The following is a 16,726-nucleotide window of genomic DNA, read 5'->3' on the forward strand; positions in this document are numbered from 1 at the left end:
CCTAATCAATATCGAAGGGGGGTTAGCCTTGAAGCGGAAACACATGATCATGGCAATTGCCACTCTTACTGCATTGTTGGCAGCAGGCGCAGCCTTTGCTAGCGGTGGAGCGGGGGAACATGAGATTCCCTGGATGAACTTTACTTGGCGCGTTCTTAACTTAATTTTAGTTCTTGGAATTCTTTACAAGTTTGCCGGCGAGAAAATTGCCGGACTCTTCAAAGGACGTCAGGCTGGAATTAAGCAGGAACTTCAAGATCTGAAAGACCGCAAGGTCGCAGCAGAGAAGAAGTTGCAGGACGTGGAAAAGAGTATTGCTAATCTGGAACAAGAAAAGGATGCAATCCTTTCTGAAGCCAGAGACCAGGGCGAATCTATGAAACAGGCAATTATCCAGAAGGCAGAACTAAACGCTGAGCAGTTAAAAGCTCAGGCGAAAGTCTCAGCTGAGCAGGAATTTGTTGTAGCACTCGACGAAATGCGTGAAGAAATGGCTGATAAAGTCATTGAAGCCGCTGAGAAGATTGTTAAAAGCAAACTAACCAAAGCTCAGCATGAGAATCTTGTGGATGAATACTTAACAAAGGTGGTGCTAAATTGACCGGGAACATAGTCTCACGCAGATATGCTAAGGCACTGTTCTCTGTTGGCCAGAAGCAGGGAGAAGCAGATCTCGCGGCGTACGGTAAGGCACTAGCCGATTTATCCCAGATCCTGGAAGATTCCCCGGAGGCCCTGAGGCTCTTTCAGAATCCAGTTTTCAGTGCGGACGAAAAGAAAGCCGTACTTGATAAACTGCTGGAAAAGATTTCGGCAGGACCTGTGGTTAAAAACTTTTGCAACCTTTTGGCCGACAAGGGTAGGCTCGACTGCCTTCCTGAAATAGCAAGTGACTATTCAGGAATGCTAGATACTATCCAAGGTGTCGTCCGGGGTAAACTCGTGACTGCGATCAAGCTGACAGATAAGCGTCAGGTTGAAATCAAAGAACGTCTCGAAACTCAACTTAAATGCAAGCTCGAACTTGAGTTTGCTATGAACAATGACATCCTTGGCGGAGTCGTTCTTCAGGTTGGAGATAAAGTTCTTGATGCAAGCATTCGCGCTCAGCTGCAAATGATGAAAGAACAGATTAAAAGGGGTGTGTAGGGCCATGCAGATTAAAGCGGAAGAAATCAGCAAAATCATTGAAGATCAGATTCAGAATTATGAATCTAAGGTCGAAATGAGCGAAACAGGTACCGTTCTCTCAGTTGGTGATGGTATCGCTCGTGTACACGGTGTTGAGAACGCAATGGCTATGGAACTCCTCGAGTTTCCTGGCGGCCTCATGGGCATGGTTCTTAACCTTGAAGAAGATAACGTTGGTGTTGCTCTCCTTGGAGACGATACTGAAATTAAAGAAGGCGACCCAGTAAAACGTACTGGCAAGCTTTTCTCCGTTCCTGTTGGACCGGCTGTTATGGGACGCGTAGTCAACCCACTCGGTCAGCCAATTGATGGACTCGGACCAATCGATTCTACTGAAACTCGCCCAGTTGAGCTTAAAGCTCCTGGTATTATTGCTCGTAAGTCAGTACATGAACCAATGTACACAGGCCTCAAGGCTATCGACGCAATGACTCCTGTTGGACGTGGACAGCGCGAACTCATCATTGGTGACCGTCAGGTTGGTAAGACCGCGGTTTGTCTTGATGCTATCCTCGCTCAGAAAGAGTCTGGAATTCATTGTTTCTACGTAGCTATCGGACAGAAGAAAGCAGCGGTTGCACTCGTTGCTGACATTCTCCGTAAGCACGGCGCAATGGAATACACTACAATCATTTCTGCTACAGCATCTGAGCCAGCACCTTTGCAGTTTATTTCTGCATACACAGGCGCTACAATGGCTGAATACTACCGTGACGGTGGTAATCACGCACTTATCGCTTATGATGATCTATCTAAGCAGGCTGTTGCATACAGACAGATGTCTCTCTTGCTTCGTCGTCCTCCAGGTCGTGAAGCATTCCCTGGTGACGTTTTCTACTTACATTCGCGTCTTCTCGAGCGTTCTTGTAAAGTAAACGACAGCCTTGGTGCAGGTTCTTTGACAGCATTGCCTATCATTGAAACTCAGGCTGGTGACGTCTCCGCATATATCCCGACTAACGTAATTTCTATTACTGATGGTCAGGTTTACCTAGAGCCTAACTTGTTCAACTCCGGTATTCGTCCAGCTATTAACGTAGGTCTGTCCGTTTCCCGTGTTGGTGGTGCAGCTCAGACTAAGGCTATGAAGCAGGTTGCCGGTACACTCCGTCTTGACCTTGCTCAGTACCGTGAACTTGCAGCGTTTGCTGCATTTGGTTCCGACCTTGATAAAGCGACTCAGCAGAAACTGAATCGTGGTGCTCGCATGGTTGAGCTTCTCAAGCAGCCTCAGTTCCAGCCTATGAACGATGCTCAGCAGGTTGTCTCCTTGTACGCCGGTACTCGCGGCCACATGGACGAAATTCCTGTAACAGCTGTTCGTAAGTTCGAAGAAGAACTCCTAGAGTTCGTAGCTAGTGCCAAACCAGAAATCATGGAAGGCATTAAGACTAAAAAGGCTCTTGATGATGAGCTCGAAGGCAAGCTGAAGGCTGCTCTTGAAGAGTTTAAAAAAGGCTTCACAGCTTAATCCTGGGAGGTACTGATGGCTTCTCTTAAGGATGTCCAGAATCAAATAGTCAGTATTAAAAAGACAAAGCAGATCACTAAAGCTATGAACATGGTCGCGTCCGCTAAGTTGCGTGGAGCTCAATCTAGAATTGACCGCTTCCGCCCTTACGCAGACAAGTTCTATGAAATGCTTGCTGATCTAGCAGCCGGGGTAGACTCTAATGTTCACCCTCTGCTTGAAGTCCATGACGAGATCAAGTCTGTAGGCATCTTGCTTGCAACTTCTGATCGCGGACTTTGCGGTAGTTTTAATACCAATATGATAAACTCGGCCTTGAAATTGGCCGCAGAAAAGAAGGCTGAAGGTTTAACTGTAAAGTTCTACTGCGTAGGTAAGAAAGGCCGTGAAGCAGTTAAGAAGAGTGAGTACGAACTCGTTGAAGCATACGCTGACGAAATGGGCTCATTTGACTTCAACTTGGCGTCCACTGTAGGCAACAAAGTTATTGATGCCTACCTCGCAGAAGATCTTGACGAAGTTTACCTCGTTTTCGGAAAGTTTGTAAGTGTTGGCTCCCAGCCTCCAACAACTCTGAAGCTTATGCCAATGTCCGCGGACGTTGCTGCTGAAGTTGATGTTGATAGCGAAGCTAAAGGCGAATACATCTACGAACCTTCTGTTGAAGGTCTTCTTGCGGAACTTCTACCTCGCTTTGTGAAAGTACAAGTATATCGTGGCCTTCTTGATACGTCTACCAGCGAACACGCTGCACGTATGGCCGCAATGGATAATGCAACAAGGGCATGCGATGATATGTCTGATGCGTTAACTTTGCTTTACAATAAAACAAGGCAGGCCGCTATTACTGCGGATCTTATGGACATTGTCGGCGGCGCGGAAGCGTTGAAATGATAATATTAGGGGGTTACTCGGATGAGTAAAGTTATAGGAAAAATTACTCAGGTTATCGGCGCGGTTGTTGACGTCGAATTCCCTGAAGGGCAGTTGCCCAATATTCTGACAGCAGTACAGATTGACAACCCGAACAACACTGACGCTCCTGACCTCATTTGTGAAGTCGCACAGCATCTCGGTAATAACGTTGTTCGTACCATTGCTATGGATGCGACTGAAGGTCTTGTTCGTGGAATGGACGTTACCGCTCTAGGTATCGCAATCACTGTACCTGTTGGTGACGCTGTACTTGGTCGTATCTTGAACGTTGTTGGTCGCCCAGTGGATGAACTTGGCCCGATCGCAACTGACATTGAAATGCCAATTCACCGTCCTGCTCCAGCATTTACCGAGCTTTCAACTAAAGTTGAATTGCTAGAAACCGGCATCAAAGTTGTTGACCTTCTTGTTCCTTTCCCTAAGGGCGGAAAAATGGGTCTCTTCGGCGGAGCTGGTGTTGGTAAAACAGTTATCCTCATGGAAATGATTAACAACATTGCGAAACAGCACGGTGGTAAATCTTGCTTCGCTGGTGTTGGTGAGCGTACTCGTGAAGGTAATGACCTCTATCATGAAATGAAAGACGCTGGTGTTCTTGAGAAATCAGCTCTCGTATACGGCCAGATGAACGAACCTCCAGGAGCACGTGCTCGTGTTGCTCTAACAGCTCTCACCATCGCTGAATACTTCCGTGATGTTGAAGGTGAAGACGTACTTCTGTTCGTTGATAACATCTTCCGCTTCACACAGGCTGGTTCAGAAGTGTCCGCACTTCTTGGACGTATGCCTTCAGCTGTTGGTTACCAGCCTACTCTTGGTACTGACCTTGGTGGTCTTCAGGAACGTATTACTTCCACAACAAAAGGTTCTATTACCTCTGTTCAGGCTGTATACGTACCAGCGGATGACCTTACTGACCCTGCTCCAGCTACTACCTTCTCGCATCTTGATGGAACATTAGTTCTATCTCGTCAGATTGCAGAGCTTGGTATTTACCCTGCTGTTGACCCTCTTGACTCCACTTCTCGTATTCTCGACCCGAATATCCTCGGTGCCGAGCATTACTCTACAGCTCGTGAAGTTCAGATGGTTCTGCAGAAATACAAAGATCTTCAGGACATCATCGCCATTCTCGGAATGGACGAATTGTCAGATGAAGATAAGCAGACTGTTGCTCGTGCTCGTCGCATCCAGCGTTTCCTTTCACAGCCTTTCCACGTAGCTGAAGTTTTCACCGGTACTCCTGGTGTTTACGTAAAGCTCGATGAGACTGTTAAAGCATTCCGCGGAATTCTTGACGGCGAATACGATGATATGGCTGAAAACTCTTTCTACATGGTTGGCGGAATCGAAGAAGCCATCGAAAAAGAGAAAAACAAATAGCATAGGACGCGATTATGGCTAGTAAGCTCCTTTTGGAAATCGTTACTCCTGATCGCAAGGTCCTTTCTCAGGAAGTCGACTACGTCGGCGCACCTGGGATTGAGGGTGAGTTTGGTATAATGGCCAATCATATACCCTTCCTTTCAGCTCTCGGTATTGGTAACCTTCATTACAATGATGGTAACCGCACTCACTATGTATTCGTATCCGGCGGCTTTGCTGAAGTCGGAAACAATAAAGTGACTATACTTGCCGAAGTTGCTGAAAAGGCCGTTGAGATCGATATCGCTCGAGCTCAGAAAGCTCAGGATAAAGCGAAAGCCCGTATGGAAAAAGCAAAGGATCGCATCGAATCAGCTCGCGCGCAGGCTGCTCTTCACAGAGCAATCTCTCGCCTTAGCTGCAAAGATGCCGCCTAGTATGCGCGAAATATAAACTCGCAAGAGTTTCGTTTCAGCATCAAAAGCCCCTTGGCTACTCAGGAGCAGACTGTTTAACAGTCTGCTCCTTTTTTCGTTAAGTTATATTTCTTGAATATGTTCTCAAATCGGGTGTTATCTGTACATCTGATTGCTATAGTACATGAAAGTTGATAGTTGTATTTTTGCAGTTTTAATATACAAAATCATGTGTTTATAGCTGAAATTTTTTATAAAACAGCTAAGTTTTTTATGTGGTATTTTAAAATTGATTATTTTCGATTTTAAATCTTTGTTCATTTACTCTGCCAAGGCAAACTGATATCACCTTGCAAGTAATAAACACGGAGAAAATATAATGCACGATTCATTTGCTTGTGCCCTTGTCCTTGCAGGAGGAAAAGGAACACGGATGCATTCTGAGAAGCCTAAAGTTCTTAAGACACTTTTAGGTGAATCTATGCTCTATTATGTATACAACGCTTTGCGTCCATCCATCGGTGATGATATATTTACGATAGTTGGCTTTGGCTCTGAATATGTTGAAGAAGCTTACCCAGAAATGAAGGATAAGTTTGTTCTCCAAAAGGAGCAGCTTGGAACCGGCCACGCTTTACAGCAGGGGTGGGACCAAATTAAGGCATCCGGTTTGGAATATTGTCTCGTGATCAACGGAGACACTCCGCTCGTCAGTTCAAAAGCCGTCAGCGATTTTCTTGAGGCTGTCAAAGAAGATGGTGCTGATTTATCCTTTGTAACTATCACCCCTAAAGACCCTTGTCAGTTTGGGCGCGTGATTCGGAACAAAGCGGGGCAGGTATCTGCGATTGTTGAGGCAAAAGATTATGACGAGTCCATTTATGGGCCTGTCACTGGTGAAGTTAATGCCGGAATATATTGCCTTAAAATTTCAACTGTTGATGCGTTGCTCGGCAAGATTACAAATGAAAATAAGAGTGGCGAGTATTACATTACTGATTTAGTAGATCTTGCTGCCCAGTGTGATATGGCAGTCACAGCTGTTGATTGCGGAGACTCCGTCGATCTTATGGGGATTAACAGTCCGTATGAGCTTGCAAAAGCAGAATCAACTCTTCGAATGAGAATTTCAGAAAAATGGTTGCGCTCCGGCGTAATAATCCATAATTGGGAGTCCGCAGTTATTGGTCCGCTAGTTCAAATTGAGCCTGGGGCAGAACTTACCGGTCCATGTGAACTCTACGGTAAAACCACAATTGCTTCCGGAGCAGTAGTTCAATCTCATGTGAGAATTCTGGATAGTATTGTTTCCGAAAATGCGGAAATTAAGGCATATAGCCATTTAGAAGATGCTAAGGTCGGTCCTGAATGTAGTGTTGGACCGTATGGGCGACTTCGTCCCGGGGCCATCCTCGAAGAAGGATCTAAGATCGGAAATTTCGTTGAGGTGAAAAAGGCTGTTCTTGGTAAAGGAGCGAAAGCCAGTCATCTGTCCTATCTAGGAGATAGCGAAATCGGAGCTGGAACAAATATAGGGGCAGGGACAATTACCTGTAATTATGACGGAAAGAATAAGTTCAAAACCATTATTGGTGCGAACTCTTTTATAGGTAGTAACACTGCGTTGGTTGCGCCTGTAACTGTTGGAGAAGGCGTGCTGATTGCCGCTGGATCGACGATTACTAAAGATGTAAGTGACGGCGACTTGGGTGTAGCCCGGTCAAGGCAAGTTAACATTTCCCGGACTTCTCAGAAGTCTTGATTTTGTAAAGATAAGGTATTAGGTTAGCAGAATGGAAATAATCGCACAATTGGAAGAACGTTTCGATAAAATGCTGGTTAAAATTAAGCAACTCGAAGAAGAGAATGCATTTCTTTTAGAAGAAATTGAACAGGAAAAGCTGCGCAAAGACGAAGTTCGCAGTCGCATTGAGACTCTTCTGGGTAAAGTTGAAGGAAATCTCGAATAAGAGTTTTGTTAATTTGTCAGATATATGAGATAGTATTTCTGTAGCTGACAGGTAGATTTAATAAAATTCAGAGGATGATGGTAGTCATATAGATATGCCTCGTTATACGATACCGGTTCTCGGGCTTGAAATATCATTCAAGACTGATGCGGACAAAGTAAGAATAGAAGCCGCAAAGGATGTGCTTGAAGACCGGTTCGGTGAACTTACTCGGGGCGGAAAAGATGTGAGCAGGGAAAAGCTGCTTACTTGTTTAGCCCTTAGTCTTGCTGATGACTACCTTGTAAACACCCGCAAGCTCGAAATGATGGAAGAGAAGATTAACGCGCTATTAGAGAAGTGATTTGTGATCGCATAAGTGGTCACAATTGGATATAGATATATTTCCCTGGGGAGTTCGTGATTGCCCTATAGTTTCTGAACCAATATATTAAGAAAGGGAGCATGTATCATCGGAGTGGTGAGCAAGCCCGGCTTGACCGGGAAGCCTAATACTTCGAGTGCGGCGCCCACCTGTTAGACTAGGTTCTAACTCATAAGGCAACACGGCATCTCCGGGGTCCCTTCACAGGGAACCTCATTTTTATAGTAATTGATCTAATTAATTGCTGTAAAACTGTTTAATCCGCACAACTCCTCTATGTAAAGCCTCCGTCTCTTTTCTATTCTCCATTGAAGATTGTTACCTCTGATCGTTAGTTGATCGGTAGTGAAAAATCAGGTCTTAGAGGGCCTGTCAACATAAAAGGAGAATGGCATGATTGGGGATTTTTTTCTGATTATATTTGGAATGGCCCTAGGTGCCGCAGGCGGATATGCCCTGCACCGTTATGTGAATTCTAAGCGTATAGCTGATTCACAGGGTCTGGCTGATAGAATAGTGCATGAGGCTCGTAAAGAAGCCGAAGCAATGAAAAAAGAACTTAGACTTCAAGCGCAGGATGAAGTCTATGCTCTTAAAAAAGAACAAGAAAATGAATTTAAAGAAATGGAACGCGGTTTGAAAAAACAAGCGGACCGTCTCTTAGAAAAAGAAGAGCGCCTTGAGAAAAAACTTGAGAAAGTCGCAAGCAAAGAGTCAGAAGTTGTAGCTCTTGAAAAGCGCATGATCAAGCAGGAAAAGAAGCTCGAAGATCTCCGTGAAGGACTTGAAAGAAGAAAAGATGAGCATGAGCGTAAACTTCAAGAAGTTTCAGGACTTACAGTTGAAGAAGCTCGCGAAAAGCTCATGACAGAAATAGAAAGCCGGACTCGTCACGAAGCTGGTAAAATGGTTCGTGCCATTGAAATGGAAGCAAAAGAAGAAGGAAATCGCAAGGCCCGTAAGATTTTGGCCCTCGCGATTCAGCGTTATTCTGGTGACTACATTAATGAGCAGACCGTTACAGCCGTTCAGCTTCCATCGGAAGATATGAAAGGACGTATCATTGGCCGTGAAGGTAGAAATATCAGAGCGCTTGAAGCAGCTACAGGTGTTGACCTCATTATTGATGATACTCCTGAAACTGTAGTTCTTTCCGCATACAGCCCTCTTCGTCGCGAAATTGCGAAACAGGCTCTTGAAAGACTTATTCACGATGGACGTATCCATCCTGCACGCATCGAAGATGTTGTTGGTAAAGTAGAGCAGGAAATGGACGTTAAACTTCGTGAAATCGGTGAACAGGCTACATTTGATGTAGGAGTTCACGGCATTCATCCTGAGATTGTAAAACTTCTCGGGCAATTACAGTACAGAACAAGTTATTCTCAGAACGTGCTTCAGCATTCTCTCGAAGTTGCTTTCCTCTGCGGCATTATGGCTGCTGAGCTTGGCATGGATGAGAAGGCTGCTAAGCGTGCTGGTTTACTTCATGATATAGGTAAGGCTGTTGACCATGAAATCGAAGGTCCACATGCTGTGATCGGTGCTGATCTTGCTAAGAAGCATGGAGAAACTAAAGAGATTATCCACGCTATCCAGGCTCATCACGAAGACATTCCTCCTCAGTCTATCTTAGCAACGCTTGTACAGGCTGCTGATAGCCTTTCCGGCGCACGTCCAGGCGCAAGAAAAGAGCTTCTCGAAAACTATGTGAAGCGCCTTGAAGAACTGGAAAATGTCGCAACTGGTTTTGACGGAGTTGCTAAGGCCTATGCTATTCAGGCTGGTCGCGAAATTAGGGTTATGGTCGATGCTGAAAAGGTCACCGATGACAATACCCATATGCTCTGTAAAGACATTGCTACAAAGATTGAAAATAATATGACTTATCCAGGTCAGATTCGTGTAACCGTAATTCGCGAACGCCGTTCCGTAGGTTATGCTAAATAAGTGAGTTTATAGCGGCCCGGAGGGTCTGTCCCTCCGGGCCGACCTTCCTCCCCGCTTTTTTTCTCCTCCACAAATTTCATTTTGACCGCTAGGTGAACGCAGTGCGGATTCTATTTCTTGGTGACATATTCGGCAGACCCGGTAGAAAGGGTGTTGCAAAAAAAATGACTGACCTTCGTGAGAAGCTCAGTCTTGATCTTATTGTGGCCAATGGAGAAAATGCGTCTTCCGGTGTTGGTCTTTCGGTTAAGAATGCAAAAGAGATTCTCGGTTCTGGAATTGATGTTCTTACTTCCGGCAACCATATATGGAAATTTAAAGATATATACTCTTATCTGAGCGCATGTGACCGCATTGTGCGTCCCGCCAATGTCGCGGAAGGATCGCCCGGGAGAGGATGGACATCCTTTGAGATTTATGAAGGTTTATCTGTTGCGATCATAAACCTTCAAGGTCGAACTTTTATGAGTGCGTGCGAGTGTCCTTTTCGCGGTGCCGATAAGATTCTTGAAGAAATACCAGAAGATATAAAAGTTAGATTAGTAGATTTCCATGCTGAGGCGACTTCTGAAAAACAGTGCCTTGGCAGGTACCTTGACGGCAGAGTTTCTGCTGTTTTAGGCACACATACACATGTTCAGACTAATGATGCTCGCATCTTTGCTGATGGGTGCGGTTATATTACCGATGCAGGAATGTGCGGTCCTATTGATTCGTGTCTCGGACTTGCTCCAGATCCAGTGATTAAGAGATTTGTTACTGGCCTGCCGCAAAAGTGGCGGGTTGCTGGAGGCGCTGTTCAATTACAGGGCGTTATTCTTGATGTAGATGAAACTACAGGTAAAACTATTTCTATTGAAACTTGGAAGTCCGATCATATGCATGACTGCTAAGTTTCATTTATGCTGAAATTTGCTCTTTGGTAGAGCAACTATGAAAATATTAAAGAGGTAAAAATGAATATTTATGATGATCTAAAATGGCGTGGGTTAATTCATCAGGTTTCGGACGAAGGTAAAGTGCGTGATTATCTTTCAACTCCTGGAAGATACATGTATTGCGGCTTTGATCCAACAGCCGACAGCCTGCACATTGGTAATCTCGTACCTCTTCTTTGCCTCGTCCGCATGAAAAAAGCGGGACACAATCCATTATTCCTTCTCGGCGGAGCAACTGGAAGAGTTGGTGATCCGAGTGGTAAGGACAAAGAACGCGAGTTTGTAAGTATTGAACAGATTGAAGCTCAGTCTGCTAATATCAAAGCTCAGATTGAAGGTTTTTGCGAGCACAATACTGGTGAGAAAGCCGAAGTTGTTAACAACTATGATTGGACCAAAGAAATTTCATTTCTCGATATGCTCCGTGATGTAGGTAAGCATTTTACTGTAAACTGGATGCTCGCAAAAGAATCTGTCAAAGGTCGTTTTGGCCGTGAAGATGTTGGTATCTCCTACACAGAATTCAGTTACATGCTTCTTCAAGGATACGATTTTTACCATTTATATAAAGAGAAAGAATGTCAGCTTCAGATTGGTGGTGGTGACCAATGGGGCAACATTACTGCAGGTTGTGAACTTATTCGCCGTAAAGCAGCTGGCGAAGGGTTTGCACTTACTTTCCCTCTTATTACCACTGCGTCTGGGAAGAAATTCGGTAAAAGTGAAAAGGGCGCGATTTTCTTAAATGCCGAAATGACTTCACCTTATGCATTCTATCAGTTTTGGATTAATTCAGATGATAGAGATGTAATTAATTTCTTGAAGTTTTTCACTTTCCTTACAGAAGAAGAAATTGCTGAGCTTGAAAAGGCGCATGAAGAAGCACCATACAAACGCATAGCTCATAAGCGGCTTGCCGAAGAAACCACAATCATGATTCATGGCAAAGAAGAGCTTGCAAAAGTTGAAGCCGCAACAGTTGCTCTCTTTGGCGGTGGAGATATCAAGTCTGTCGACTCTGCAACCTTGCGCGAAGCTATGGAAGCTGCTCCGGGTGTTGAATATGAAGCCGCTGATATTCCAGATCTGGCACAGATTCTTATGGATCTGGGGTTGTCAAAGTCTAAAGGCCAGGCGCGCAAAGATATTAAAGCTGGTGGACTCTATATTAATAATGAGCGCGTCGATGATTATGATTACGCTCCTGTTGATACCGATTTTATAGGCGGGGAAGCAATGCTTATCCGTAAGGGTAAAAAGAATTACGGACTTGTAATTCGCAAGTAGTTCATAGATTAAAGTTTTTTATTAAATACCCGGTAAGTTTAGGCTTTCCGGGTTTTTATTTTATTCACACTCGCTAGACCTTGAAATACGATGAGATAAACGTGTTCTACTAATAGCTTATTTGATTTGAATTATGCCTTTCAGATTAGGAGATGTCATGCGGTTATTTTTTATATCTATAGCAATGATGTTTGGGGCCTTAGCTCCGACTCAGGCTGGTATTAATCTCCGATTGAAGGGTTTTGTCGGGGATCCTGTTCTTGCCGCAACGATTTCTTTTGCAGTCGGTACCATCGCTCTGATGGTTTATGCCGTTGTTATGCGGATTCCTGTTCCTTCAACATCTGTTGTTATGAAAGGACCTTGGTGGATGTGGACGGGTGGTTTTATGGGTGCTTTTTTTGTAGCATCGGCTGTAATAGTTGCTCCCGTCCTTGGTGCGGGAACAATGATGTGCTGGATGGTAGCGGGGCAGATGGCGGCGTCCATTTTTCTGGACCACTACGGCCTCATAGGCTATGCCGTTCGAGAAGCTTCTCCTATGCGTGTTGCAGGAGTTGTGTTGGTTGTAATTGGTGCTGTTATGGTTGAGAGATTTTGAATATATAGTGAAGAGTTACTGAAAAGGAGTCTAATTTTGCTGGAACTATTAAGTAATCGCCTTAAATCTTTATGGGAAAATACGGTTCTTGTTTGCCGGATGATTAAAATCGAGCATTCAATTTTTGCCTTGCCATTCGCTTACATGGGGCTTTTTCTTGCCTCCGATGGATGGCCAGACCTTACTCCTTTTTTATTGCTGACAGTTGCAATGGTCGCGGTCAGGTCCTTTGCGATGGCATTTAACCGACTTGTAGATATTAATATTGATAGTGAAAATCCTAGAACCCGAACAAGGCCGTTAGTTACAGGCGAATTGTCAGCTACATTTACTTTCGGATTTATCGTGGTTTGCGCGGTTATTTTCGTTGTTGCCTGCTACAATATGAATGAGCTTTGCCATGAACTTTCTTACTTTGCTCTTGCGTGGTCCGCGTTTTACTCATTAACCAAACGATTTACGAAGCTTTGTCACTTTGTACTCGGCTCTGTTTTGGGACTTGCGCCACTTGCGGGCTGGCTATGTGTTGATCCTCAGTTTACTTTGCCTGCCATTTTATTTTTCTTCGGGGTTCTTTTCTGGGTTGCCGGATTTGACATTTTATACGCCACTCAGGATAGAAAATTCGATCGAGGACGTGAGTTATATTCTGTTCCTGCATGTCTTGGGCTAGAAAAGGCGCTCACAATTTCTACTTTTTGCCATATCAACACTGCTATTTTCTTTTTATTAGGCGGTCTTGCTGCCGGACTTGGCTGGATATATTTCATTACAACTGCTATCGTAGGTGGGATCTTGATATTTGAACACCAAGTTATTTCAGCAGATGACATGAGTCGTGTAAATATGGCCTTTTTTGCTCTAAACGGTGTTATCTCAGTATTGCTGTTCGTAGGAACTGTATTAGCTCTCTAAAAGTATTGCGGGGTGAATGTTTATGGATGTTTCTGTTATTGAAAAGTTTTTCAGGGAAGATTTATTAAAGTGGCTTATTGCTTTTAAAGAATCTGTCGTAAGGGATTTTTTCTCCATAAGTGGAGCGGAAGAACTCATACTTATTCCTTTGATATTCATATTAGGCAGATTATTTCATAAAAAAGTCACCCCCAAGATTGAAACCGGTATCAAAGGAAAGTTCCCGACAGTTGTTCGTGAAAGCTTATTCATTAAAACTGTTCTGGAACAAGTTTGGCTAGTCTTTACTGTACTACTTTTCAAGTTGTCAGTTTATGTAATGTTTCCAAAGGAGTATCGGCCTGACCTGCTTATCATTGCAGGCTCTTTGACTGCTGCTTGGGTATTAATTAAAATTGCATCAAGTCTGGTAATGAATCAGTTTTGGGCAAAATTTATTTCAGCGACAGCATGGACTATGGCCGCTCTAAATGTATTCGGAATGCTCGGTAAAACTGTAGCTTTTCTAGATACTGTTGGATTTGTATACAATCAAAAGAATTTGTCCATACTTGTTATTTTTAAAGGAATAATACTTCTTATTGCTTTAATTCAGGTCGCAAGTTTTGTGAATAAAATAGCTCAATCTAAAATTGAACAGTCAAAAACTTTATCGCCTTCTTTACAAGTTCTTTTGTCCAAAGGGTCTAAATTAGGCCTTATGACACTGGCTATTTATCTGGGTCTTAAAGGAATCGGAGTAGATTTCACAGGGTTAACAATCTTCTCTGGGGCTGTCGGTGTCGGTGTTGGTTTTGGGTTGCAGAAGGTTATTTCTAATCTCGTATGTGGTGTAATACTGCTACTTGAGCGGTCTATCAAACCCGGCGATATTATCGAAGTTGGCAATGCGCGCGGCAAGATAAAATCTTTGAATGCTCGTTTTATTTCGATGGAGACCTTTGATAAAAAAGAATATCTTATTCCTAATGATTCGCTCATCACTGGACAGGTTATTAACTGGACATATGGTGACAGTTCGGTCCGTCTAAGAATTCCATTCGGGATTGCATATTCCTCGGATGTCCGTAAGGCCATGGCTTTAAGTGAGGTCGCAGCAAAGACGGTCACAGGCGTTCTTGAAAGTCCTGCTCCTGCATGTAGAATGACTGGATACGGTGCCAGTTCTGTCGATTTCGAGCTCAGAATTTGGATTGGTGATCCTGAAAAAGGGACTGGAAGAGTTAAGTCGGATACGATGCTCGCAATTTGGGACTCGTTTAACGCGAATGGTATTGAATTCCCATTCCCGCAGCAGGAGATTTATATCAAGAATCTTCCTGAGAAATAGTTTGTTTTAGTTCTGACTAGGTAAGTCCGTTAAAAAGATATGTAATAGCCCGTAAAGATTCTTTTTTTAAAAGATAATCTTTGCGGGCTTACTTGTTGGATGTGCATTTTAAATATTATGTTACTAAAACGTGTCGACATATGTTAGTAAAATAGTTAGTTGCGAAGTGCGAGGTTACTCTGTCTAACGGCAGAAAGGTGTTTCGGCTTGGAGTTTATTACCACAATTACTGCAAACTGTTTTGTAAGCAGGTTCAGAAATAGGTTTAACGACTTTTCAAGGGGAACTGTTATGATTGATGATGTTAAAAAGTTTTTACGTTCAGTAATTTGGATCTATTCTGGGGCTATTTTCATTGCCTGTGGAGTGTGTGGCTTTTTCGCACTGAAGTACGGAAATGAGCCGTGGGCGATCAAGTCTCTAGCAATTTTTATGATTTCGTTGTTTATTTTTTTTGGAATATCTTTGATCTGTATGTTTAATGCGTACATTAAGAAGCCTGTTTCCAGTATTACATCCTATACATCACGCATTCTTGAGGGCGATTATTCAGGGGCTGAGAAGTGCACTTCTCCTGGTCTTATTGAATTACGGACTGCTGTAACTGAGCTGGCGGATAATTATAAGCAGCGCCTCGGTTTCAGCATGAGTATTCTTGAAGGTCTTCCTATGCCTTGTTGTATTGTTGCAGAGGGTGAGAAGATTACATTTCTTAACCGTCAGTGTCTCGAAATGGTAGGTTCTTCAGCTGAGCCTGAATCATTTCATGGGCGCATGATTTCTCAGATTTTCTATAATGATGACCGTAAGTCTCTTATTGGAACATGTATGGATGATGATGTTAGTGCTATGAATCGTGAAGCTGTGTTTAAGCATTCTGACGGGAGTGATATTAATATTTTAGCGAATCTTTTTCCTCTGCATGATGTGCAGGGAAAAGTGATTGGCGGGTGTTGTTTATACGTAAATACCACCGAGCTTAAGCAGCGCGAGGCCCATATTCTCAGTCAAAATGCGCGCATTGCTGATGCTGCTGAGAAGGCTGGCGTGGTTTCCCATGATTTAGGTGAGGCTGCCACTCAGCTTGAAGGTTTAGTCTCTGAAGCCAGACGCGGCGCTGTTGTACAGGTTGAGTTTTCTACTGAAACTGCAACTGCAATGGAAGAGATGACTGCTACCGTTTTAGAAGTCGCGCGTCATGCTCAGGAAGCTGCAAATGATGCTGATCATGCTCGGGAAAGCGCGGAGCGCGGAGCCCTTATAGTCACTGACGTTGTCGAATCAATTGACGAAGTTGCCGTGCAGGCGGTTTCTTTGAAAGAGGCTATGCAAGAACTTGATAAGCACTCTGAGGGAATTGGCAGGGTGCTTGGAGTTATTGAAGACATTGCTGATCAGACTAACTTATTGGCTCTGAATGCGGCGATTGAGGCTGCGCGGGCAGGAGACGCAGGACGCGGGTTTGCTGTTGTTGCCGATGAGGTGCGTAAACTTGCCGAAAAAACAGTGCAGGCTACTGCTGAAGTGCATGTGGCTGTTACTGGTATTCAGAAGGGTGCGAAAGCGAATGTTAAAGCTATGGAAGTTGCGGTAGTTTCAGTTGAAAAAAGTACTGAAATGGCTGGGCAATCTGGTGAAGCACTTGCGCAAATCGTGTCCGTTTCAGAATCTACCGCGGACCGTGTACGTTCCATTGCAGCAGCTGCAGAGCAACAATCGGCTGCGAGTGAAGAAATAAACCAGTCTACTGCCGAAGTAAGCCGCATATCCGGTGAAACAGAGCAAGCCATGATAGAATCTACTGGCGCCATTTCCAAGCTGTCTCAGCTTGCAGGCACGCTATCAAATATTATTAAAGAAATGCACTAGGTTCTACGGCTTCCCTTGGTCTTAGGGGATTTTAAGCTTTCCATATAAAAAGGGGTTCTTTAAAAAGAACCCCTTTATTTGTTTTAATGACAACCAAGGAACCTTCAATCCTTAGGTTTCTAC

Annotated in this window: 16 protein-coding genes and 1 other RNA gene; all 17 read left to right on the forward strand. The window is 43.9% G+C overall.

Annotated elements, in window-relative coordinates:
- Positions 1-28 precede the first annotated feature (28 nt).
- The 17 genes from BR06_RS0115415 (at position 29) to BR06_RS0115490 (ending at position 16,603) form a co-directional block, all read left to right on the forward strand.
- Positions 29-601 (forward strand): ATP synthase F0 subunit B, encoded by a 573-nt coding sequence (locus BR06_RS0115415; protein WP_407637431.1) that lies wholly within the window; start codon positions 29-31, stop codon positions 599-601.
- Positions 598-1,149, forward strand: coding sequence for an ATP synthase F1 subunit delta (gene atpH, locus BR06_RS0115420; protein WP_031484656.1), 552 nt, complete (start codon positions 598-600; stop codon positions 1,147-1,149). The genes BR06_RS0115415 and atpH overlap by 4 nt, the downstream gene beginning before the upstream one ends.
- A 4-nt stretch (positions 1,150-1,153) precedes the next feature.
- A complete protein-coding gene (gene atpA / locus BR06_RS0115425) occupies positions 1,154-2,662 on the forward strand; it encodes a F0F1 ATP synthase subunit alpha (protein ID WP_031484658.1) in 1,509 nt (502 codons plus the stop codon).
- Between the two features lie 15 nt (positions 2,663-2,677).
- Positions 2,678-3,556 (forward strand): F0F1 ATP synthase subunit gamma, encoded by an 879-nt coding sequence (locus BR06_RS0115430; RefSeq protein WP_031484660.1) that lies wholly within the window; start codon positions 2,678-2,680, stop codon positions 3,554-3,556.
- 21 nt (positions 3,557-3,577) lie between these two features.
- Positions 3,578-4,981, forward strand: a complete 1,404-nt coding sequence (atpD, locus tag BR06_RS0115435) for a F0F1 ATP synthase subunit beta (RefSeq protein ID WP_031484662.1) — start codon at positions 3,578-3,580, stop codon at positions 4,979-4,981.
- Positions 4,982-4,995: 14 nt separating this feature from the next.
- Positions 4,996-5,400 (forward strand): F0F1 ATP synthase subunit epsilon, encoded by a 405-nt coding sequence (locus BR06_RS0115440; protein ID WP_031484663.1) that lies wholly within the window; start codon positions 4,996-4,998, stop codon positions 5,398-5,400.
- A gap of 358 nt (positions 5,401-5,758) precedes the next feature.
- Positions 5,759-7,141, forward strand: coding sequence for a bifunctional UDP-N-acetylglucosamine diphosphorylase/glucosamine-1-phosphate N-acetyltransferase GlmU (gene glmU / locus BR06_RS0115445; RefSeq protein ID WP_031484665.1), 1,383 nt, complete (start codon positions 5,759-5,761; stop codon positions 7,139-7,141).
- A gap of 31 nt (positions 7,142-7,172) precedes the next feature.
- Positions 7,173-7,349 (forward strand): hypothetical protein, encoded by a 177-nt coding sequence (locus BR06_RS20570; protein ID WP_169738254.1) that lies wholly within the window; start codon positions 7,173-7,175, stop codon positions 7,347-7,349.
- Between the two features lie 94 nt (positions 7,350-7,443).
- The gene (locus BR06_RS0115455; protein WP_031484667.1) at positions 7,444-7,692 is read left to right on the forward strand and encodes a cell division protein ZapA; all 249 of its coding nucleotides are present in this window, start codon (positions 7,444-7,446) and stop codon (positions 7,690-7,692) included.
- 39 nt (positions 7,693-7,731) lie between these two features.
- Positions 7,732-7,914: non-coding RNA, 6S RNA (gene ssrS / locus BR06_RS20165), on the forward strand.
- Positions 7,915-8,106: 192 nt separating this feature from the next.
- Entirely contained in the window at positions 8,107-9,663 is a 1,557-nt protein-coding gene (rny, locus tag BR06_RS0115460) for a ribonuclease Y (protein WP_031484669.1), read from the forward strand.
- Positions 9,664-9,764: 101 nt separating this feature from the next.
- Positions 9,765-10,556 carry a TIGR00282 family metallophosphoesterase gene (locus BR06_RS0115465; RefSeq protein WP_031484671.1) on the forward strand — a complete coding sequence of 264 codons (792 nt, stop codon included), beginning with the start codon at positions 9,765-9,767 and terminating at the stop codon, positions 10,554-10,556.
- A gap of 63 nt (positions 10,557-10,619) precedes the next feature.
- Positions 10,620-11,888: a tyrosine--tRNA ligase gene (gene tyrS, locus BR06_RS0115470; protein WP_031484672.1), complete on the forward strand. Its 1,269-nt coding sequence runs from the start codon at positions 10,620-10,622 to the stop codon at positions 11,886-11,888.
- A gap of 157 nt (positions 11,889-12,045) precedes the next feature.
- Entirely contained in the window at positions 12,046-12,489 is a 444-nt protein-coding gene (locus BR06_RS0115475) for a DMT family transporter (protein ID WP_031484674.1), read from the forward strand.
- Between the two features lie 99 nt (positions 12,490-12,588).
- Positions 12,589-13,404: a 4-hydroxybenzoate octaprenyltransferase gene (locus BR06_RS0115480; protein ID WP_051677138.1), complete on the forward strand. Its 816-nt coding sequence runs from the start codon at positions 12,589-12,591 to the stop codon at positions 13,402-13,404.
- A 22-nt stretch (positions 13,405-13,426) separates the two neighbouring features.
- A complete protein-coding gene (locus BR06_RS0115485; RefSeq protein ID WP_051677130.1) occupies positions 13,427-14,734 on the forward strand; it encodes a mechanosensitive ion channel family protein in 1,308 nt (435 codons plus the stop codon).
- Between the two features lie 291 nt (positions 14,735-15,025).
- Entirely contained in the window at positions 15,026-16,603 is a 1,578-nt protein-coding gene (locus tag BR06_RS0115490; RefSeq protein ID WP_031484680.1) for a methyl-accepting chemotaxis protein, read from the forward strand.
- The last annotated feature ends 123 nt before the right edge of the window (positions 16,604-16,726 follow it).

Source organism: Maridesulfovibrio frigidus DSM 17176, from assembly GCF_000711735.1.
Lineage (GTDB): Bacteria > Desulfobacterota > Desulfovibrionia > Desulfovibrionales > Desulfovibrionaceae > Maridesulfovibrio > Maridesulfovibrio frigidus.